General features: G+C 68.5%; 26 protein-coding genes. All 26 read left to right on the forward strand.

Going from position 1 to position 17,105, the window contains the following annotated elements; translation table 11 throughout:
• The first annotated feature begins 6 nt into the window (after nt 1–6).
• Nucleotides 7–1,494, forward strand: coding sequence for an oligosaccharide flippase family protein (locus ACZ7NC_RS33380; protein WP_471493688.1), 1,488 nt, complete (start codon nt 7–9; stop codon nt 1,492–1,494).
• Between the two features lie 92 nt (nt 1,495–1,586).
• Nucleotides 1,587–3,110, forward strand: coding sequence for a fibronectin type III domain-containing protein (locus tag ACZ7NC_RS33385; protein WP_471493691.1), 1,524 nt, complete (start codon nt 1,587–1,589; stop codon nt 3,108–3,110).
• The gene (locus ACZ7NC_RS33390) at nt 3,107–3,595 is read left to right on the forward strand and encodes an FAD synthase family protein (protein ID WP_471493797.1); all 489 of its coding nucleotides are present in this window, start codon (nt 3,107–3,109) and stop codon (nt 3,593–3,595) included. Before ACZ7NC_RS33385 ends, ACZ7NC_RS33390 begins: the two co-directional genes overlap by 4 nt.
• A 116-nt stretch (nt 3,596–3,711) precedes the next feature.
• Nucleotides 3,712–4,815, forward strand: coding sequence for a PQQ-dependent sugar dehydrogenase (locus ACZ7NC_RS33395; RefSeq protein ID WP_471493694.1), 1,104 nt, complete (start codon nt 3,712–3,714; stop codon nt 4,813–4,815).
• A gap of 38 nt (nt 4,816–4,853) precedes the next feature.
• Entirely contained in the window at nt 4,854–5,957 is a 1,104-nt protein-coding gene (locus tag ACZ7NC_RS33400) for a PQQ-dependent sugar dehydrogenase (protein WP_471493696.1), read from the forward strand.
• A gap of 40 nt (nt 5,958–5,997) precedes the next feature.
• A complete protein-coding gene (gene pqqA / locus ACZ7NC_RS33405) occupies nt 5,998–6,138 on the forward strand; it encodes a pyrroloquinoline quinone precursor peptide PqqA (RefSeq protein ID WP_471493699.1) in 141 nt (46 codons plus the stop codon).
• 8 nt (nt 6,139–6,146) lie between these two features.
• On the forward strand, nt 6,147–7,046 hold the full coding sequence (gene pqqB / locus ACZ7NC_RS33410; protein WP_471493702.1) for a pyrroloquinoline quinone biosynthesis protein PqqB: 900 nt from the start codon (nt 6,147–6,149) through the stop codon (nt 7,044–7,046).
• Nucleotides 7,043–7,774: a pyrroloquinoline-quinone synthase PqqC gene (gene pqqC / locus ACZ7NC_RS33415; protein ID WP_471493705.1), complete on the forward strand. Its 732-nt coding sequence runs from the start codon at nt 7,043–7,045 to the stop codon at nt 7,772–7,774. Before pqqB ends, pqqC begins: the two co-directional genes overlap by 4 nt.
• On the forward strand, nt 7,771–8,043 hold the full coding sequence (pqqD, locus tag ACZ7NC_RS33420) for a pyrroloquinoline quinone biosynthesis peptide chaperone PqqD (protein ID WP_471493707.1): 273 nt from the start codon (nt 7,771–7,773) through the stop codon (nt 8,041–8,043). The genes pqqC and pqqD overlap by 4 nt, the downstream gene beginning before the upstream one ends.
• A complete protein-coding gene (pqqE, locus tag ACZ7NC_RS33425; protein WP_471493710.1) occupies nt 8,040–9,161 on the forward strand; it encodes a pyrroloquinoline quinone biosynthesis protein PqqE in 1,122 nt (373 codons plus the stop codon). The genes pqqD and pqqE overlap by 4 nt, the downstream gene beginning before the upstream one ends.
• 403 nt (nt 9,162–9,564) lie before the next feature.
• On the forward strand, nt 9,565–9,873 hold the full coding sequence (gene rpsJ, locus ACZ7NC_RS33430) for a 30S ribosomal protein S10 (protein WP_003948644.1): 309 nt from the start codon (nt 9,565–9,567) through the stop codon (nt 9,871–9,873).
• Nucleotides 9,874–9,890: 17 nt separating this feature from the next.
• Complete coding sequence (gene rplC / locus ACZ7NC_RS33435) at nt 9,891–10,535, forward strand: 50S ribosomal protein L3 (protein ID WP_471493712.1); 645 nt, start codon at nt 9,891–9,893, stop codon at nt 10,533–10,535.
• An 8-nt stretch (nt 10,536–10,543) separates the two neighbouring features.
• On the forward strand, nt 10,544–11,200 hold the full coding sequence (gene rplD / locus ACZ7NC_RS33440; protein WP_471493714.1) for a 50S ribosomal protein L4: 657 nt from the start codon (nt 10,544–10,546) through the stop codon (nt 11,198–11,200).
• The gene (rplW, locus tag ACZ7NC_RS33445; protein ID WP_471493717.1) at nt 11,200–11,619 is read left to right on the forward strand and encodes a 50S ribosomal protein L23; all 420 of its coding nucleotides are present in this window, start codon (nt 11,200–11,202) and stop codon (nt 11,617–11,619) included. The genes rplD and rplW overlap by 1 nt, the downstream gene beginning before the upstream one ends.
• A 40-nt stretch (nt 11,620–11,659) precedes the next feature.
• Nucleotides 11,660–12,496, forward strand: a complete 837-nt coding sequence (gene rplB / locus ACZ7NC_RS33450) for a 50S ribosomal protein L2 (RefSeq protein WP_189933359.1) — start codon at nt 11,660–11,662, stop codon at nt 12,494–12,496.
• Between the two features lie 12 nt (nt 12,497–12,508).
• The gene (rpsS, locus tag ACZ7NC_RS33455; protein ID WP_147995160.1) at nt 12,509–12,790 is read left to right on the forward strand and encodes a 30S ribosomal protein S19; all 282 of its coding nucleotides are present in this window, start codon (nt 12,509–12,511) and stop codon (nt 12,788–12,790) included.
• A 43-nt stretch (nt 12,791–12,833) separates the two neighbouring features.
• Nucleotides 12,834–13,181, forward strand: coding sequence for a 50S ribosomal protein L22 (rplV, locus tag ACZ7NC_RS33460; protein ID WP_062706767.1), 348 nt, complete (start codon nt 12,834–12,836; stop codon nt 13,179–13,181).
• Complete coding sequence (rpsC, locus tag ACZ7NC_RS33465; protein ID WP_383420660.1) at nt 13,181–14,005, forward strand: 30S ribosomal protein S3; 825 nt, start codon at nt 13,181–13,183, stop codon at nt 14,003–14,005. Before rplV ends, rpsC begins: the two co-directional genes overlap by 1 nt.
• Nucleotides 14,006–14,010: 5 nt before the next feature.
• Nucleotides 14,011–14,430 (forward strand): 50S ribosomal protein L16, encoded by a 420-nt coding sequence (rplP, locus tag ACZ7NC_RS33470; RefSeq protein WP_030745246.1) that lies wholly within the window; start codon nt 14,011–14,013, stop codon nt 14,428–14,430.
• Nucleotides 14,430–14,654: a 50S ribosomal protein L29 gene (gene rpmC, locus ACZ7NC_RS33475; protein ID WP_005481220.1), complete on the forward strand. Its 225-nt coding sequence runs from the start codon at nt 14,430–14,432 to the stop codon at nt 14,652–14,654. The genes rplP and rpmC overlap by 1 nt, the downstream gene beginning before the upstream one ends.
• A complete protein-coding gene (gene rpsQ / locus ACZ7NC_RS33480) occupies nt 14,654–14,941 on the forward strand; it encodes a 30S ribosomal protein S17 (RefSeq protein ID WP_053753927.1) in 288 nt (95 codons plus the stop codon). The genes rpmC and rpsQ overlap by 1 nt, the downstream gene beginning before the upstream one ends.
• Nucleotides 14,942–15,046: 105 nt before the next feature.
• Nucleotides 15,047–15,415 (forward strand): 50S ribosomal protein L14, encoded by a 369-nt coding sequence (rplN, locus tag ACZ7NC_RS33485; protein ID WP_003998823.1) that lies wholly within the window; start codon nt 15,047–15,049, stop codon nt 15,413–15,415.
• Nucleotides 15,416–15,417: 2 nt separating this feature from the next.
• Nucleotides 15,418–15,741, forward strand: a complete 324-nt coding sequence (rplX, locus tag ACZ7NC_RS33490) for a 50S ribosomal protein L24 (protein ID WP_030671805.1) — start codon at nt 15,418–15,420, stop codon at nt 15,739–15,741.
• On the forward strand, nt 15,741–16,298 hold the full coding sequence (gene rplE / locus ACZ7NC_RS33495) for a 50S ribosomal protein L5 (RefSeq protein ID WP_016434630.1): 558 nt from the start codon (nt 15,741–15,743) through the stop codon (nt 16,296–16,298). Before rplX ends, rplE begins: the two co-directional genes overlap by 1 nt.
• 5 nt (nt 16,299–16,303) lie before the next feature.
• Complete coding sequence (locus tag ACZ7NC_RS33500) at nt 16,304–16,489, forward strand: type Z 30S ribosomal protein S14 (RefSeq protein ID WP_003948630.1); 186 nt, start codon at nt 16,304–16,306, stop codon at nt 16,487–16,489.
• Between the two features lie 212 nt (nt 16,490–16,701).
• The gene (gene rpsH / locus ACZ7NC_RS33505; RefSeq protein WP_015658459.1) at nt 16,702–17,100 is read left to right on the forward strand and encodes a 30S ribosomal protein S8; all 399 of its coding nucleotides are present in this window, start codon (nt 16,702–16,704) and stop codon (nt 17,098–17,100) included.
• Nucleotides 17,101–17,105: the final 5 nt, after the last annotated feature.

Genomic DNA, 17,105 nt, shown 5'->3' on the forward strand with positions numbered 1-17,105 from the left:
AGCGGGGTGGCCGCCACCGCTCGGGGCGGCTGGTGGGGCTTCCTGGGTTCGACGGTCAGCGCCGTCTTCGGCTACGTCCTCGTCATGCTGGTCACTCGTGCCCTCGGCGCGCATGGGGCGGGAGCGGTGTTCACCGGCGTCGCCGTCTTCACCATCCTCAGCAACACCTGCAAGCTCGGCGCCGACACGGGACTGGTGCGCTTCGTCTCCCGTGACGTGGCCACAGGCGGCGGCCGGCAGGTGGGGGCGCTGCTGCGTACGGCGCTCCTACCGGGAGCCGTGGTGAGCACCGGGGCCGCCGCGCTGCTGTTTCTGTCTCCCGCGACCGCCACCTCACTGCTGCCGAACCTCCCTCCGCAGGACGCGGTCACTCTGGTCCGGCTCTTCGCACTGTTTCTCCCCCTGGCCACGGTCACCCTGATCCTGCTCGGCGCGACCCAGGGCTACGGCACGGTGATTGCGTTGGTCGGGGTCGAGCAGATCGGCAAACCGGTACTGCGCGTTCTGATCGCCGTACCGGTCGCGCTGCTGGCTCCCGGTGTGCTGAGTCTGGCCGCCGCCTGGCTCGTTCCCGCCCTGGGCGGTGTCCTGGTCGCCTGGTACGCGGTGCGCCGGTGCCGCCGTAGAAGCCTCGGACACCCGCCCGGACCCGAGGTGGCTGACCCACGGCACGGATTCTGGGCATTCTCCGCACCGCGGGCGATCTCCTCCGTGTTCGACATCAGCGCGATCTGGGTGGGCGTCATCCTGCTGTCGAGCCTGGCCACCAGCGAAGAGGCGGGCATCTACACAGCCGTCGGCCGTGTCATCGTCGCGGCGACGTTGCTCCAGCTCGCCATCCGCCTGGCCGTCGCTCCGGAGATCAGCCGCCTCCTCGCCGTGGACGAGAAGCAGCTGGCCTGCCATCTGCATCGCATCTCGACGCGCTGGAGCGTGCTGTTCTCCTGGCCGCTGCTGGTGTTCCTCGTGAGTTTCCCCGGCACCGTCCTCTCCCTGTTCGGGCCCGAGTTCGTGCAGGGGGCGGACGCGCTGGTCCTGCTCTGTTTCGCCTCGGCGGTCAATGTCGGGGTGGGCAACGCCCAGACGGTGCTTCTGATGGCCGGTAAGAGTTCATGGCATCTCGCCGTGACCGGCGCCGCGTTCGCGGTGCAGCTGGCCGTCGGTCTTCTCGCGGTGCCCCGATGGGGCGCCCTGGGAGCCGCCCTGTCCTGGGGAGCGGCGATCGTCGTCGAGAACGTCGCGTCGGCTGCCCTGGTGCGACGACACCCGGGCTTCTCCATCGTCGACGGCGGGTACCTCATGGCGACCGGTGCCGGCCTCTGCCTCACGGCGGCTCTGGTCCTTCCCACGAGGTTCCTGGTGGGTGACACGGCCGTCGGACTTGCCGTCGCAATGGCGACGGGATTTTCCGTATTTGGTATAAGTTTGTGGCGATTTCGCACACCTCTGGGGGTGCGTGAACTCGTCGGTGTTCTGCGCGAACGCGCCACATGAGGCCGTCTCCGATCGAGACAGCCACACCCTCTCTCCCTCTCATCACTCGTACTCGCTGCAACCCGGGAAGTTCCATGCGCCTCAGAAAAAGCATGAAGAGGGGGGCCACCACGGCATCGGCCGTGGCCCTCCTCGCGGCTGCCTCGCTCCTCACCGCCACCGCTTCGGCAGCCGTCGGCGACGAAAAGACCCTGACCGCCGACACCTTGGCGACCTGGCAGACCGACGGCATCGTCTGGTCGATCGAGTACGCGAACGGTGTCGTGTACGTCGGCGGAACCTTCGACAAGGTCCGCCCTCCGGGCGCGAAGCCCGGTGAAGGCGAGGTCGCACGCAAGAACTTCGCCGCGTTCGACGCCGCCACCGGAAGGCTCCTGCCGTGCGCCCTGCCGTTCTCCGGCAGCGGTGACACCGTACGGGCGCTGAAGGCGTCGCCTGGCGGCAAGGTGCTGTACGTCGGTGGCTCGTTCACCAGGGCCGGTACGTCCGGGGCGTCCGGTGCGGCCGCGCTCAACACCGCCGGCTGCTCGCTGCGCGACGACTTCCGTCCGACCATGTCGTCGTGGGTGCGGGCCATCGATGTCACGAAGGACGCGGTCTATCTCGGGGGCGACTTCACGCTCGTCAACGGTCAGGACAGGGAGCGCATCGCGGCGTTCACCCGCGGCGGGAAGCTGCTGCCCTTCAAGGCGGAGATCGACGCTCCCGTACACGCCGTCCTCGCCGCGCCGGAGTTCGGCAAGCTCCTCGTCGGCGGCGACTTCTACCTGCTCAACGGCGAGCTGGAGAAGTCGCTCGTCGCCCTGCATCCGGTCACGGGCAAGACGGTGACCTCGTACGCGGACTGGCTGCCGCCGAGATCGTCCGTGAAGGCGCTGACACGCGACGCGACCAACTTCTACGTCGCGGCTGAGGGCAGGGGGACCGGCATCTTCGACGGCCGTCTCGCCGGGCGCCTCGGCAGCGGCAAGATGGTGTGGAAGGACACCTGCCTGGGCGCCACTCAGGCCGTCGCCGTGCACAACGGCGTTCTCTACAGCGGGTCCCACGCCCACGACTGCCGTGACACACCCGGCGGTTTCCCCGAGCACAACGGCCGCCAGCACTTCCTGGCCCAGTCCGTCCGCGACCGGCACATCCTGCACTGGTTCCCCGACACGGACGGAGGGACCGGCGAGGGCAACGGCCCCCGGACGCTGAAGATGGCCGGTGAAGTCCTCTGGGCGGGCGGCGAGTTCACCATGGTCAATGGCAGGCCCCAGCAGAGTCTGACCCGCTTCTCGCCCGGGCCCGACCAGGGCGCCCCGGAAGAGGTGCCCCAGCTCAAGGCCTCCACCTCGAGCGCCGGTCGTGTCACGCTCACCTGGCGTGCCTCATGGGACCGGGACGACGCGGAGCTCACGTATCTGATCTACCGGGACGGCAGGCTCGTGGCCTCGCCGACGCGGCGGTCCGCGGAGTGGAACCGCCCCACGATGAAGTACACGGACTCCGTCGTCCCCGGCTCCCGTCATCGCTACCGGATCGCCGTCACCGACGGCAAGAACACCTCACTCAGGTCGGACGCGCTCGTAGTCACCCCGGTCGCCGATGAGCGTCCGAAGGAAAAGCGCTGATGGGAGAACGTCTCGGCTACGCGCCGGGGGTCTTCGACCTCTTCCACGTGGGCCATCTGAACATCCTGCGCCGAGCGCGCGGGCACTGCGACCGGCTCATCGCCGGCGTCTGCTCCGACGAACTCGTGGCGCGCCTGAAAGGCAGGCCGCCCGTGGTACCGCTCTCGGAACGGCTGCAGATCGTACGCAGTGTGCGTCATGTGGACGAGGCCTTCGTCGCGACCGTGGACGACAAGATCGAGATCTGGAAGGAAGTCGGTTTCGACGTCATCTTCAAAGGTGACGACTGGCTCGGTACGGAGGTCTGGACGACGTACGAGACCGAGTTCGCGAGGGTGGGCGTCGAGGTCGTCTACTTCCCCTACACCGTGCACACCTCAAGCACGCTGCTACGGGAAGCGCTACGCCTTCTCGCCCCGCAGGACCCGTCCGAGCCGGCCCCGCGACAACTCGCCGGGCCGCGCCGGGGCCGGGTGGAGGGCTGAGGCTCGCCACCATCTCGGCCGCGGGGGCCGCGGGGTCTCACCCCCGCGGCCCACCCAAGTGGCATGCCGATCACGCCTCGCGGAGATTGCTGTGAGGGGATCACGAAAGGTTCGGCATGGCACGTTCAGGCCACTGGGTGCGGTTCTCGTCCCGGTTCCGCATAACCTCACTCACCGCTGCGGCCGCCCTGCTGGCCGGCGCGGTACCGGCCACCGCCGCCGCGGCCGGCGATCTCCCGCCGCGAGCCGCCGTCGACGTATCGACGTTCTCCACGGGCTGGTCCAACCCGTGGGCCATCTCCTTCCTCCCCGGCAGGCGCTCGGCGCTGGTGACCGAGAACGAGTCCGCCCGCGTCTACCGCCTCCGCGACAACGGCACCCGGACCCTGATCGGCAAGGTCCCGAAGGTGGCCGTCTTCCAGCCCGGTGACGCCGCGAAGGGCGGGCTGCTGGGGGTCGCCCCGTCTCCGACCTGGGACGGCAGGAAGGACAAGCAGGTGTTCTTCATGCACACCACGGCGTCTGAGAGCCGGGTCGTGCGGATGAACTACGACGGCAAGTCGCTGAGCGGCTACAAGGTCGTCCTCGGAGGACTCAAGCGGGGCTCCAACCACCACGGCGGCAAGATCGCCTTCGGCCCGGACAGGTACCTCTACGTCGCGACCGGCGAGGCCACCCACGCGCGGCTCGCGCAGGACAAGAACCCGATCAACGGGAAGATCCTGCGGGTCACCAAGAGCGGGAAGCCGGCTCCCGGGAACCCGTTCGGCAACCACATCTACAGCTACGGGCACCGCAATCCGCAGGGCCTGGCCTGGGACCGCAAGGGCCGGCTGTGGTCGGTGGAGATCGGGCAGGAAGCGAAGGACGAGCTCAATCTGATCAAGCGGGGCGCCAACTACGGCTGGCCCGGCTGCGAGGGCGTCTGCTCCGCCAAGGGCATGACCGACCCGAAGCTCACCTGGGACCACACCACGGCTCCCGCCCAGATCGCTGTCGCCGGCGACCACCTTTATGTGTCGACCTTGCGCGGCTGGAAGCTCTGGCGCGTCCCCGTCGACGCTGCGCTCGCGGGCAGGGGCGACAGCGCGAAGACCGCCGTCCACTCCGGCTACGCGTTCCGCGCCCTCGCGAAGGTTCCCGGCAAGGACGAGCTGTGGCTGGGCACTTCGAGGAGCGCGGACGGCAAAGACAAGATCCTTCGCGTGACCGTCGGCTAGCCGGCCGCACGCCCCGAGCAAGGACGAAGGACGTCTCCATGACCGACATACGCCGCTCGACGGCGCATTCATCCCGGTTCGGCCTAGCCTCGTTCGCCACCGCGGCCGCACTGCTGGCGACCGGCCTGGCGCAGCCGGTGTCCGCCGCCCCGAACGCCGACGGCGGCGCGCCGGCCGGCGTCAAGACGCTCTCGAAGGGATGGCACACCCCCTGGGGCATCTCGTTCCTGCCGAACGGCCGCACCGCCCTGGTGACCGAGCGGCTGTCGTACCAGGTCCATCGCCTGGACCGGGACGGCAGGAAGAGATGGGTCGGCGAGGTGCCGTACACCGTCCCCGAGCCGTACGACGAGGGCGCCGGCGGGCTCCTGGGTCTCGCCCCGTCTCCGACCTGGGACGGCAGGAAGGACAAGCAGGTGTTCTTCATGCACACCACGAAGACCGAGACCCGGGTCGTCAGGATGGACTACGACGGCTCCTCGCTCCGCAACTACCGGCCGATCCTCACCGGCATCCGGCGGGGCGGCGACCACAACGGCGGCGGGATCGCCTTCGGCCCCGACAAGTACCTCTACGTCTCCACCGGCGAGGCGCTTCAGCCGAGGCTCGCGCAGAACAAGAACTCGATCAACGGGAAGATCCTGCGGATCACCAAGAGCGGGAAGCCGGCCCCCGGCAACCCGTTCGGCAACCACATCTACAGCTACGGGCACCGCAATCCGCAGGGCCTGGCCTGGGACCGCAAGGGCCGGCTGTGGTCGGTGGAGATCGGGCAGGAAGCGAAGGACGAGCTCAATCTGATCAAGCGGGGCGCCAACTACGGCTGGCCCCACTGCGAGGGCACCTGCTCCCGCAAGGGCATGACCGACCCCAAGGCCACCTTCAGCCCGGAGCGGGGCGTGCCCGCCCAGATCGCCGTCGTGCGCAACGTCCTGTACGTGTCGTCGCTGCGCGGCCGGCGGCTGTGGCGCGTCCCAATCGACGGCAACAGCGAGCGCCTCGGCACGAAGACCGCCTTCTACCCGGGCAGGTACGGCCGGCTGCGCGCCATCGCCAAGGTGCCCGGCGCGAACGAACTGTGGGTCGGCACAAGCGACTTGGGGTACGGCAACGACAAGATCCTCCGCGTCCCCATCAAGTGACCCACCGTCAAGTAACCGACAGGGAAAGGACGTACGAGCGATGCACGAGACCAAGGAACCGCTGAAGCCGGTTGAGCAGACCCCCTCGGCGCGGCAGGACGACGCCACCTGGCAGGCCCCCGCCTTCGAGGTCGTCGACACCGCGCTGGAGGTCACCGCCTACTCCCTCAGCACGCGCTAGCGGCCGCCATGCTGCTGCTGGTACTCGGCACGGCCGCCGGCGGCGGCATCCCCCAGTGGAACTGCGCGTGCCCCGGCTGCTCCGGTGCACGCGCCCATCCGCGGCGGCGCCGCCGGCATGCCTCGCTCGCGGTTCGGACGGGCGAGGGCCGCTGGTACCTCGTCAACGCGACCCCCGACCTCGGTGACCAGATCGAAGACCGGCCCGAGCTCCACCCGGGCCCCGGCCCCCGGCAGACCCCGCTCGCCGGAGTGATCCTCACCGACGCCGAACTCGACCACACCCTGGGCATCGCCCGGCTGCGCGAGGCCGACGGCTTCGAGGTGCTGGCGACGGCCCCGGTCCGGCAGGCGCTGCTGGAGCGCCTGCGCCTCGGCGAGGTGCTGGCGCCGTACACCGACGTGACCTGGCGGGAACTGCCCGGGCACGGTGCCGAGCCACTGGCCGCAGACGCCCCCGGCCTGCAGATCAGCGGCATCCCGGTGTCCGGCAAACGCCCGCGGTACGCCGCCGACGCCCCGGACGACGAGGCCTGGGTCGTCGCGCTGCGCCTGTACGACCCCGCCTCCGGTACCTCCGCCCTCTACGCCCCGGCGCTGGCCGCCTGGCCCGAGCGCCTTCAGCAGGCCGCCGAGGAGGCCGACTGCGTCATCGTGGACGGCACCTTCTGGGACGACGAGGAGCCCCGCCGTACCGGCATCTCCTCCCGCACCGCCACCGGCATGGGCCATCTGCCCATCGACGGGCCGGCCGGCACCGCCGAGCGGCTGGCCCAGCTCTCCGCGAGGTGCCTGTACACCCACCTCAACAACACCAACCCCCTCGTCGACCCGGCCGCACCCCAGCACAAGCGGCTCGCCCGGCTGGGCATCGAGGTGGCGCACGACGGGATGGTGATCGAGCCATGAACACGGCAGCCACGACCCTCGCCCCGCTCGGGGAGCCCTGGAGCCCAGCGGAGTTCGAGGCACGACTGCGCGCGGTGGGGGAGGAGCGCTACCACCACCGCCACCCCTTCAACATCCGGATGCACAGCGGCGACCTGAGCCCCGAGGAACTGCGCCGCTGGATCGTCAACCGCTTCCACTACCAGCGCCACATCCCCGTCAAGGACGCCCTGATCACCGCCAAGCTCCCCACCTCCGAGCTGCGCCGGATGTGGCTGCGCCGGATCCAGGACCACGACGGGGCGCAGACCGGCGAGGGCGGCATCGAGCGCTGGCTGCGGCTCGGGGAGGCAGCCGGCCTGGACCGCGAGACGATGCTGCGCACCGACTCGGCGCTGCCGGGCGTGCGGCTGGCGGTCGACGGATACGTCAACTTCTGCCGGCTGCGCTCACTTCTCGAAGCCGTCGCCGCCTCGCTCACCGAACTGTCCGCGCCGGACCTGATGCGCACCCGCATCGACGCCTTCGAGCGCCACTACCCGTGGATCGAGTCCGACGGCCTCGCCTACTTCCGCACCCGGGTCGCCCAGGGGCGGCGCGACAGCCGCGAGGCGCTCGACCTGGTGCTGGGCTGGGCCCGCGCCCGCGACGACCAGGAGCGTGCGGTGGCCGCGCTGCGCTTCAAGTGCGACGTCCTGTGGTCGCTGCTGGACGCCGTGGACCGTGCGGGCCACCGGGAGCAGGAGTGAGCACGCCGCCCGGCACCGACTGGCGGCCCGCCCTGGCCCCCGCCATCGTGCGCCGCCACGACCCCGTACGGGACGCCGACCTGCTGCTCCTCCCGGAGCGCGTCGGTGTCCTGAGGGGCTCGGCCGCAGAGGTCGTCGGCCTGTGCGACGGCACGCGCGCGGTGGGCGACATCGTCGACGAGCTGGCCACCCGCTTCCCCGGCGCCCCAGTCGCCACCGAGGTCCCTCCCTTCCTCCAGCGGCTGCGCGAGGAGGGCTGGCTCCGATGACCCCGGCCGATCCGCCACCGCCCGCACGCCCCTGGGCCCTGCTGGCCGAGCTCACCCACGCCTGCCCGCTGCGCTGCGGGTACTGCTCCAACCCCCTTGAGTTGACGCGCCGTTCGCGTGAGCTGAGCACCGAGCAGTGGGCGGACGTGATGCGCCAGGCGGGCGAGCTCGGCGTCGTCCACACCCATCTGTCGGGCGGCGAGCCGCTGCTGCGCCGGGACCTGGACCGGATCGTCACCGCCGCCGAGGCCGCCGGGATCTACACCCAGCTGGTCACCAGCGGCGTGGGCCTGGACGAGGCCCGCCTGGCCGAGCTCGCCCGCGCCGGGCTGAAGAGCGTCCAGCTCTCCGTCCAGCACGCCGACCCGCACGCCTCCGACAAGATCGCCGGACGTCGGTCCTTCGCCGCGAAGGAACGGGCCGCCGAGCTGGTCCGGGCCGCCGGCCTCCCGCTCGGCCTCAATGTCGTCCTGCACCGCGAGAATCTCGACGCCCTCGACGCCCTTGTCGAGCTGGGGGTGGCCTGGGGCGTGGACCGCGTCGAGCTGGCGAACGTCCAGTTCTACGGCTGGGGCCTGCTCAACCGCGCCGCGCTGCTGCCGACGCGCGAGCAGCTGGCCGGGGCGCGGGACGCCGTGCGGCGGTGGCGGGAGCGGCTGCCGGGCGGGCCCGAGCTCGTCTGGGTCGTCCCCGACTACTTCGACGGGGTCGCCAAGCCCTGCATGGGCGGCTGGGGAGCGGTCTCGCTCACCGTCACCCCGGACGGCACCGTCCTGCCCTGCCCGGCCGCCGCCGCGCTGCCGGACCTGGACCCGCCGAACGTACGGGACCATCCGCTGGACTGGATCTGGGACCACTCCCGGGCCTTCACCCGCTATCGCGGCACCGGCTGGATGCCGGATCCCTGCCGCGGCTGTGACCGCCGCGACCAGGACTTCGGCGGCTGCCGCTGCCAGGCCTACGCACTCACCGGGGACGCCGCCCGGACGGATCCCGCGTGCCGGCTGTCCCCGGATCATGGGGTGATCCGGGCGCTGACCGAGGACAAGCCGGACGGAAACGTACAGATCCAACGGCGTGTACCCGGCCGGTCCAAGGGCGCGGCGAGCAGGGTTTGATCTGCGTCACCCTCGGGGTATTCTCTCCGGCTCGATTGGCGGAGCCCGGGCCCCGTATGGCAGACTGTCCGAGTTGCTCGGTCGAGTGTTGATGCTGCGCGCCTCCCGCCGGGAGGACTGGAAGCGAGTCCCACAGTACTCGTCGCCCTAACTGCCGTAAGGCAGCGCTGGGGCGGACGTACGGGAATCTTCCGGGAAGTGTGAGCGCGGCACCGGCCAGGCATCCGGTGGGCCTCCTAGCTCCCGGCTTGCGGTTCCGGAAGGGCCGTGTTCCCACGCAGGGATGTTCGAACAAGGGGCATCTGTGTCAGCGGGAGTGCGACACGCCCGACCGCGTGGGTCGGAGCAGGGCAAGGGAACACCGGGTTCCAGAGCGTAAGAGAGACAGGACTACTGAGTAGCCATGGCGGGACAGAAGATCCGCATCCGGCTCAAGGCCTACGACCACGAGGTCATCGACAGCTCGGCGAAGAAGATCGTCGAGACGGTGACGCGTACTGGTGCGTCGGTCGCGGGCCCGGTGCCGCTGCCCACTGAGAAGAACGTGTACTGCGTCATCAAGTCGCCGCACAAGTACAAGGACTCGCGCGAGCACTTCGAGATGCGCACGCACAAGCGCCTGATCGACATCCTCGACCCGACCCCCAAGACCGTTGACTCTCTGATGCGACTCGACCTCCCGGCCGGTGTCGACATCGAGATCAAGCTCTGAGGCCGGTGATCTGAAAGATGGCTAAGCAGATCAAGGGCATCCTGGGCGAGAAGCTCGGCATGACGCAGGTGTGGGACGAGAACAACCGTGTTGTTCCGGTCACCGTCGTCAAGGCCGGCCCGAACGTCGTCACCCAGGTCCGTACGAACGACGCCGACGGCTACGAGTCCGTGCAGCTCGCCTTCGGCGAGATCGACCCGCGCAAGGTGAACAAGCCCCTCAAGGGTCACTTCGCGAAGGCCGACGTCACCCCCCGTCGCCACCTCGTCGAGATCCGCACCGCTGACGCCTCCGAGTACACGCTCGGCCAGGAAGTCACGGCTGAGGTCTTCGAGGCAGGCGTGAAGGTCGACGTCACCGGCAAGAGCAAGGGCAAGGGCTTCGCCGGTGTCATGAAGCGTCACAACTTCAAGGGCCTCGGCGCCGGTCACGGCACCCAGCGCAAGCACCGCTCTCCCGGTTCCATCGGTGGCTGCGCCACCCCGGGCCGTGTGTTCAAGGGCCTCCGCATGGCGGGTCGCATGGGCAACGAGCGGGTCACCACCCAGAACCTGACCGTCCACGCCGTTGACGCGGAGAAGGGTCTGCTGCTCATCAAGGGCGCGGTTCCCGGTCCGAACGGCGGCCTCGTCCTGGTCCGCACCGCGGCCAAGGGGGCCTGAGGTAACCGATGAGCACTGTTGACATCCTTTCGCCGGCGGGCGACAAGGCCGGTTCCGTCGAGCTCCCCGCGGAGATCTTCGACGTAGAGAAGATCAGCGTTCCGCTGCTTCACCAGGTCGTCGTCGCGCAGCTGGCCGCTGCCCGTCAGGGCACGCACAAGACCAAGACCCGCGGCGAAGTCCGTGGTGGTGGCAAGAAGCCTTACCGCCAGAAGGGCACCGGTCGCGCCCGTCAGGGTTCGACCCGCGCGCCGCAGTTCGCCGGTGGTGGCGTCGTGCACGGTCCCGTGCCGCGTGACTACTCGCAGCGGACCCCGAAGAAGATGAAGGCCGCGGCCCTGCGCCACGCCCTCACCGACCGGGCCCGCAACAACCGCATCCACGTCGTCTCCGGCGTGATCGAGGGCGAGAACCCGTCCACGAAGGCCGCCAAGAGCCTGTTCGGCAAGATCTCGGAGCGCAAGAACCTGCTCCTGGTCGTCGAGCGCGCCGACGAGGCCGCGTGGCTGTCCGCCCGCAACCTGCCCCAGGTCCACATCCTGGAGCCGGGCCAGCTGAACACGTACGACGTTCTCGTCTCGGACGACGTGGTCTTCACCCAGGCCGCCTTCGAGTCCTTCGTGTCCGGCCCGAAGGCCAATGACACCGAAGGGAGCGAGGCCTGATGGCTACGCGTCACCCGAGCATTGCCTCCAAGGCGGCCAAGGCCGCCAAGGCCGCGCGCGTCGCGAAGGCGCGTCGCCACGCCGCCGAGGGCAAGAACACCGTCGAGACCCCGGCGAGCAAGGCGTACACGGACCCCCGTGACGTCCTGATCAAGCCGGTCGTCTCCGAGAAGAGCTACGCGCTTCTCGACGAGAACAAGTACACGTTCATCGTTGACCCGAGCGCCAACAAGACCCAGATCAAGCAGGCCGTCCAGGCGGTCTTCGAGGTCAAGGTCACCGGGGTCAACACGATCAACCGCCAGGGCAAGCGCAAGCGCACCCGCACCGGTTTCGGCCAGCGTGCCGGCACCAAGCGCGCGATCGTGACCCTTGCCGAGGGCGACCGTATCGACATCTTCGGCGGTCCGACCGCCTAAGGGCGGTCCGGATCGTCCGATATCGGACGAGGACTGAGAAATGGGAATCCGCAAGTACAAGCCGACTACGCCGGGCCGTCGTGGCTCCAGCGTCGCCGACTTCGTCGAGGTCACGCGGTCCACGCCGGAGAAGTCGTTGGTCCGCCCCCTGCACAGCAAGGGTGGCCGTAACAACTCCGGTCGTGTGACCGTCCGCCACCAGGGTGGTGGCCACAAGCGCGCCTACCGCGTGATCGACTTCCGTCGTCACGACAAGGACGGCGTGCCGGCGAAGGTCGCGCACATCGAGTACGACCCCAACCGCACCGCGCGCATCGCGCTGCTGCACTACGCCGACGGCGAGAAGCGCTACATCCTCGCCCCGCGCAACCTGCAGCAGGGTGACCGCGTCGAGAACGGTCCCGGGGCCGACATCAAGCCGGGCAACAACCTGGCGCTGCGCAACATCCCGGTCGGTACCACGATCCACGCGATCGAGCTCCGTCCCGGTGGCGGCGCGAAGTTCGCCCGCTCCGCCGGTGCCTCCGTGCAGCTGCTCGCGAAGGAGGGCTCGATGGCCCACCTCCGCATGCCCTCCGGTGAGATCCGCCTGGTCGACGTGCGCTGCCGCGCCACCGTCGGCGAGGTCGGCAACGCCGAGCAGAGCAACATCAACTGGGGCAAGGCCGGCCGCAAGCGCTGGCTGGGCGTTCGTCCGACCGTTCGCGGTGTGGCGATGAACCCGGTTGACCACCCCCACGGTGGTGGTGAGGGCAAGACCTCCGGTGGTCGCCACCCGGTCAGCCCCTGGGGTCAGAAGGAGGGTCGTACTCGTTCGCCGAAGAAGGCTTCGAACAAGTACATCGTCCGCCGCCGCAAGACGAACAAGAAGCGCTAGGAGCGGGTTTAGATGCCGCGCAGTCTCAAGAAGGGGCCCTTCGTCGACGACCACCTGATCAAGAAGGTGGAAACGCAGAACGAGGCAGGCACCAAGAACGTCATCAAGACCTGGTCCCGTCGCTCCATGATCGTGCCGGCCATGCTCGGCCACACGCTCGCGGTGCACAACGGCAAGACCCACATCCCGGTGTTCGTCACCGAGTCGATGGTCGGCCACAAGCTCGGCGAGTTCTCGCCGACGCGCACCTTCCGGGGCCACGTCAAGGACGACCGGAAGTCGAAGCGCCGCTAGTAGCGGATCGCATTCAGACACGTAAGAAACTGAAGGGACAACCATGGAAGCCAGGGCCCAGGCGCGGTACATCCGCGTCACGCCCATGAAGGCCCGCCGCGTGGTGGACCTCATCCGTGGCATGGACGCCACGGAGGCCCAGGCTGTTCTGCGATTCGCTCCGCAGGCAGCCTCCGTGCCGGTCGGCAAGGTGCTCGACAGCGCCATTGCCAACGCCGCGCACAACTACGACCACCCGGACGCCACCTCGCTGTTCATCAGCGAGGCGTACGTCGACGAGGGCCCGACCCTGAAGCGGTTCCGTCCGCGTGCCCAGGGCCGTGCCTACCGGATCCGCAAGCGGACCAGCCACATCACCGTGGTCGTCGCCAGCAAGGAAGGAACCCGGTAATGGGCCAGAAGGTTAACCCGCATGGGTTCCGGCTCGGTGTCACCACGGACTTCAAGTCCCGGTGGTACGCCGACAAGCTGTACAAGGACTACGTCAAGGAAGACGTCGCCATCCGTCGGATGATGACGTCCGGCATGGAGCGCGCCGGTATCTCGAAGGTTGAGATCGAGCGCACCCGTGACCGTGTCCGCGTGGACATCCACACCGCGCGTCCGGGCATCGTCATCGGCCGCCGTGGCGCCGAGGCCGACCGCATCCGCGGTGACCTCGAGAAGCTCACGGGCAAGCAGGTCCAGCTGAACATCCTCGAGGTCAAGAACCCCGAGACCGACGCTCAGCTGGTTGCCCAGGCCGTTGCCGAGCAGCTCTCCTCCCGCGTCTCCTTCCGTCGGGCCATGCGTAAGAGCATGCAGTCCGCCATGAAGGCCGGCGCCAAGGGCATCAAGATCCAGTGCGGTGGCCGCCTCGGTGGCGCCGAGATGTCCCGCTCGGAGTTCTACCGCGAGGGCCGTGTGCCCCTGCACACGCTCCGCGCGAACGTGGACTACGGCTTCTTCGAGGCCAAGACGACCTTCGGCCGCATCGGTGTGAAGGTCTGGATCTACAAGGGCGACGTCAAGAACATCGCCGAGGTCCGCGCCGAGAACGCTGCCGCCCGTGCGGGTAACCGCCCGGCTCGCGGTGGCGGCTCCGACCGCCCGGCCCGTGGTGGCCGTGGTGGCGAGCGGCGCGGTCGCAAGCCGCAGCAGGCTGCCGGCGCCGAGGCCCCCAAGGCCGAGGCTCCCGCGTCCGCTCCGGCTGAGAGCACCGGAACGGAGGCCTGACCGAAATGCTGATCCCCCGTAGGGTCAAGCACCGCAAGCAGCACCACCCGAAGCGCAGCGGTATGTCCAAGGGTGGAACGCAGGTTGCGTTCGGCGAGTACGGCATCCAGGCGCTCACCCCGGCGTATGTGACGAACCGTCAGATCGAGGCCGCTCGTATCGCCATGACGCGTCACATCAAGCGTGGTGGCAAGGTCTGGATCAACATCTACCCGGACCGTCCGCTCACCAAGAAGCCCGCCGAGACCCGCATGGGTTCCGGTAAGGGTTCTCCGGAGTGGTGGATCGCCAACGTCAAGCCCGGACGCGTGATGTTCGAGCTGTCGTACCCCAACGAGAAGATCGCCCGTGAGGCGCTGACTCGTGCGGCCCACAAGCTGCCGATGAAGTGCCGGATCGTCAAGCGCGAGGCAGGTGAAGCGTGATGTCGGCCGGTACCAAGGCGTCCGAGCTGCGCGAACTGGGTGACGAGGAGCTGCTGAACAAGCTCCGCGAAGCCAAGGAAGAGCTGTTCAACCTCCGCTTCCAGGCGGCGACGGGCCAGCTCGAGAACCACGGTCGGCTCAAGGCCGTCCGTAAGGACATCGCGCGGATCTACACCCTGATGCGTGAGCGCGAGCTGGGCATCGAGACGGTGGAGAGCGCCTGATGAGTGAGAGCAACGTGACTGAGCAGACTGCAGAGGCCCGCGGCTTCCGCAAGACCCGTGAGGGTCTCGTCGTCAGCGACAAGATGGACAAGACCGTCGTCGTCGCCGTCGAGGACCGCGTCAAGCACGCGCTGTACGGCAAGGTCATCCGCCGTACCAACAAGCTCAAGGCGCACGACGAGCAGAACGCTGCCGGCGTCGGCGACCGCGTCCTCCTGATGGAGACGCGTCCGCTGTCGGCGACCAAGCGCTGGCGCATCGTCGAGATCCTCGAGAAGGCCAAGTAATTTCCTGCGGGCAAACCCGCAGGTCAGTTCCGCCAGGCTCGGCAGGGGCTCGCCTCGTAACGAGGCGGCCCCTGCCGGGAACCGGCAGACACACAGGAGATAGACGTGATCCAGCAGGAGTCGCGACTGCGCGTCGCCGACAACACTGGTGCGAAGGAAATCCTTTGCATCCGTGTGCTCGGTGGCTCCGGTCGCCGCTACGCGGGCATCGGTGACGTCATCGTCGCCACCGTCAAGGACGCGATCCCCGGTGGCAACGTGAAGAAGGGTGACGTCGTCAAGGCGGTCATCGTTCGCACCGTCAAGGAGCGCCGCCGTCCGGACGGCTCGTACATCCGCTTCGACGAGAACGCCGCCGTCATTCTGAAGAACGACGGCGACCCTCGCGGCACCCGCATCTTCGGCCCGGTCGGGCGCGAGCTGCGCGAGAAGAAGTTCATGAAGATCATCTCGCTGGCTCCGGAGGTGCTGTAAGCATGAAGATCAAGAAGGGCGACCTGGTCCAGGTCATCACCGGTAAGGACAAGGGCAAGCAGGGCAAGGTCATCGCGGCCTACCCCCGCGAGGACCGTGTCCTGGTCGAGGGTGTCAACCGGGTCAAGAAGCACACCAAGGCCGGTCCGACCGCTCGCGGTTCGCAGGCCGGCGGCATCGTCACGACCGAGGCGCCGATCCACGTCTCCAACGTCCAGCTGGTCGTTGAGAAGGACGGCAACAAGGTCGTCACGCGTGTCGGCTACCGCTTCGACGACGAAGGCAACAAGATCCGCGTTGCCAAGCGGACGGGTGAGGACATCTGATGGCTACCACCACCACTCCGCGTCTGAAGCAGAAGTACCGCGAGGAGATCGCGGGCAAGCTGCGTGACGAGTTCAAGTACGAGAACGTCATGCAGATTCCCGGTCTCGTCAAGATCGTGGTCAACATGGGTGTGGGCGACGCCGCCCGCGACTCCAAGCTGATCGAGGGCGCCATCCGCGACCTCACCACGATCACCGGTCAGAAGCCGGCCGTCACCAAGGCCCGTAAGTCCATCGCGCAGTTCAAGCTGCGTGAGGGCCAGCCGATCGGTGCCCACGTCACGCTTCGTGGCGACCGCATGTGGGAGTTCCTGGACCGCACCCTGTCGCTCGCGCTCCCGCGCATCCGCGACTTCCGTGGTCTGTCCCCCAAGCAGTTCGACGGCCGTGGCAACTACACCTTCGGTCTCACGGAGCAGGTCATGTTCCACGAGATCGACCAGGACAAGATCGACCGCGTCCGGGGTATGGACATCACCGTGGTCACCACGGCGACCAACGACGCTGAGGGCCGCGCGCTCCTTCGTCACCTCGGCTTCCCCTTCAAGGAGGCGTGAGCGAGATGGCGAAGAAGGCTCTGATTGCCAAGGCTGCTCGCAAGCCCAAGTTCGGTGTGCGTGGCTACACCCGCTGCCAGCGCTGCGGCCGTCCGCACTCCGTGTACCGCAAGTTCGGCCTGTGCCGCGTGTGCCTTCGTGAGATGGCTCACCGTGGCGAGCTGCCGGGCGTGACCAAGAGCTCCTGGTAATCCCCTTAATAAGGGATTCCGGAGTCTCTCGGTAAGCATCTGGGTGGACAGGGGCCCACCCCCGCATGGCTTAGGCTTGTGGGGTTGGGCGCCTGTCGCGCCCGTACGACTTACTACGCCGTAGGTCCACCGCGCCGCACCCGTCCCGTCTCGGATCGGGGAGAGGGATGGCGCACCAGGAAACCCCGGCGAGAGAGGCCGAAGGCCAATTCATGACCATGACTGATCCGATCGCAGACATGCTTACGCGTCTGCGGAACGCGAACTCGGCGTACCACGACACCGTGGCGATGCCGCACTCGAAGATCAAGTCGCACATCGCGGAGATCCTCCAGCAGGAGGGCTTCATCACGGGCTGGAAGGTCGAGGACGCCGAGGTCGGCAAGAACCTCGTCCTCGAGCTGAAGTTCGGCCCGAACCGTGAGCGCTCCATCGCGGGCATCAAGCGGATCTCCAAGCCCGGTCTCCGGGTGTACGCGAAGTCCACCAACCTGCCGAAGGTGCTCGGCGGCCTCGGCGTGGCGATCATCTCCACGTCCCACGGGCTTCTCACCGACAAGCAGGCCGGCAAGAAGGGCGTAGGCGGAGAAGTCCTCGCCTACGTCTGGTAGCAGAA

The organism is Streptomyces sp. NPDC111802, from assembly GCF_055634335.1.

Coding starts and splice junctions, on each gene's coding strand:
- rpsC (WP_383420660.1), top strand. CDS start 13,181: ATGGGCCAGAAGGTTAACCCGCATGGGTTCCGGCTCGGTGTCACCACG.
- rplV (WP_062706767.1), top strand. CDS start 12,834: ATGGAAGCCAGGGCCCAGGCGCGGTACATCCGCGTCACGCCCATGAAG.
- rpsJ (WP_003948644.1), top strand. CDS start 9,565: ATGGCGGGACAGAAGATCCGCATCCGGCTCAAGGCCTACGACCACGAG.
- rplW (WP_471493717.1), top strand. CDS start 11,200: ATGGCTACGCGTCACCCGAGCATTGCCTCCAAGGCGGCCAAGGCCGCC.
- rplD (WP_471493714.1), top strand. CDS start 10,544: ATGAGCACTGTTGACATCCTTTCGCCGGCGGGCGACAAGGCCGGTTCC.
- ACZ7NC_RS33500 (WP_003948630.1), top strand. CDS start 16,304: ATGGCGAAGAAGGCTCTGATTGCCAAGGCTGCTCGCAAGCCCAAGTTC.
- rplP (WP_030745246.1), top strand. CDS start 14,011: ATGCTGATCCCCCGTAGGGTCAAGCACCGCAAGCAGCACCACCCGAAG.
- rplX (WP_030671805.1), top strand. CDS start 15,418: ATGAAGATCAAGAAGGGCGACCTGGTCCAGGTCATCACCGGTAAGGAC.
- pqqC (WP_471493705.1), top strand. CDS start 7,043: ATGAACACGGCAGCCACGACCCTCGCCCCGCTCGGGGAGCCCTGGAGC.
- ACZ7NC_RS33385 (WP_471493691.1), top strand. CDS start 1,587: ATGAAGAGGGGGGCCACCACGGCATCGGCCGTGGCCCTCCTCGCGGCT.
- rpsQ (WP_053753927.1), top strand. CDS start 14,654: ATGAGTGAGAGCAACGTGACTGAGCAGACTGCAGAGGCCCGCGGCTTC.
- pqqB (WP_471493702.1), top strand. CDS start 6,147: ATGCTGCTGCTGGTACTCGGCACGGCCGCCGGCGGCGGCATCCCCCAG.
- rpmC (WP_005481220.1), top strand. CDS start 14,430: ATGTCGGCCGGTACCAAGGCGTCCGAGCTGCGCGAACTGGGTGACGAG.
- rpsS (WP_147995160.1), top strand. CDS start 12,509: ATGCCGCGCAGTCTCAAGAAGGGGCCCTTCGTCGACGACCACCTGATC.
- rplE (WP_016434630.1), top strand. CDS start 15,741: ATGGCTACCACCACCACTCCGCGTCTGAAGCAGAAGTACCGCGAGGAG.
- rplC (WP_471493712.1), top strand. CDS start 9,891: ATGGCTAAGCAGATCAAGGGCATCCTGGGCGAGAAGCTCGGCATGACG.
- pqqA (WP_471493699.1), top strand. CDS start 5,998: ATGCACGAGACCAAGGAACCGCTGAAGCCGGTTGAGCAGACCCCCTCG.
- ACZ7NC_RS33400 (WP_471493696.1), top strand. CDS start 4,854: ATGACCGACATACGCCGCTCGACGGCGCATTCATCCCGGTTCGGCCTA.
- pqqE (WP_471493710.1), top strand. CDS start 8,040: ATGACCCCGGCCGATCCGCCACCGCCCGCACGCCCCTGGGCCCTGCTG.
- ACZ7NC_RS33395 (WP_471493694.1), top strand. CDS start 3,712: ATGGCACGTTCAGGCCACTGGGTGCGGTTCTCGTCCCGGTTCCGCATA.
- rpsH (WP_015658459.1), top strand. CDS start 16,702: ATGACCATGACTGATCCGATCGCAGACATGCTTACGCGTCTGCGGAAC.
- rplB (WP_189933359.1), top strand. CDS start 11,660: ATGGGAATCCGCAAGTACAAGCCGACTACGCCGGGCCGTCGTGGCTCC.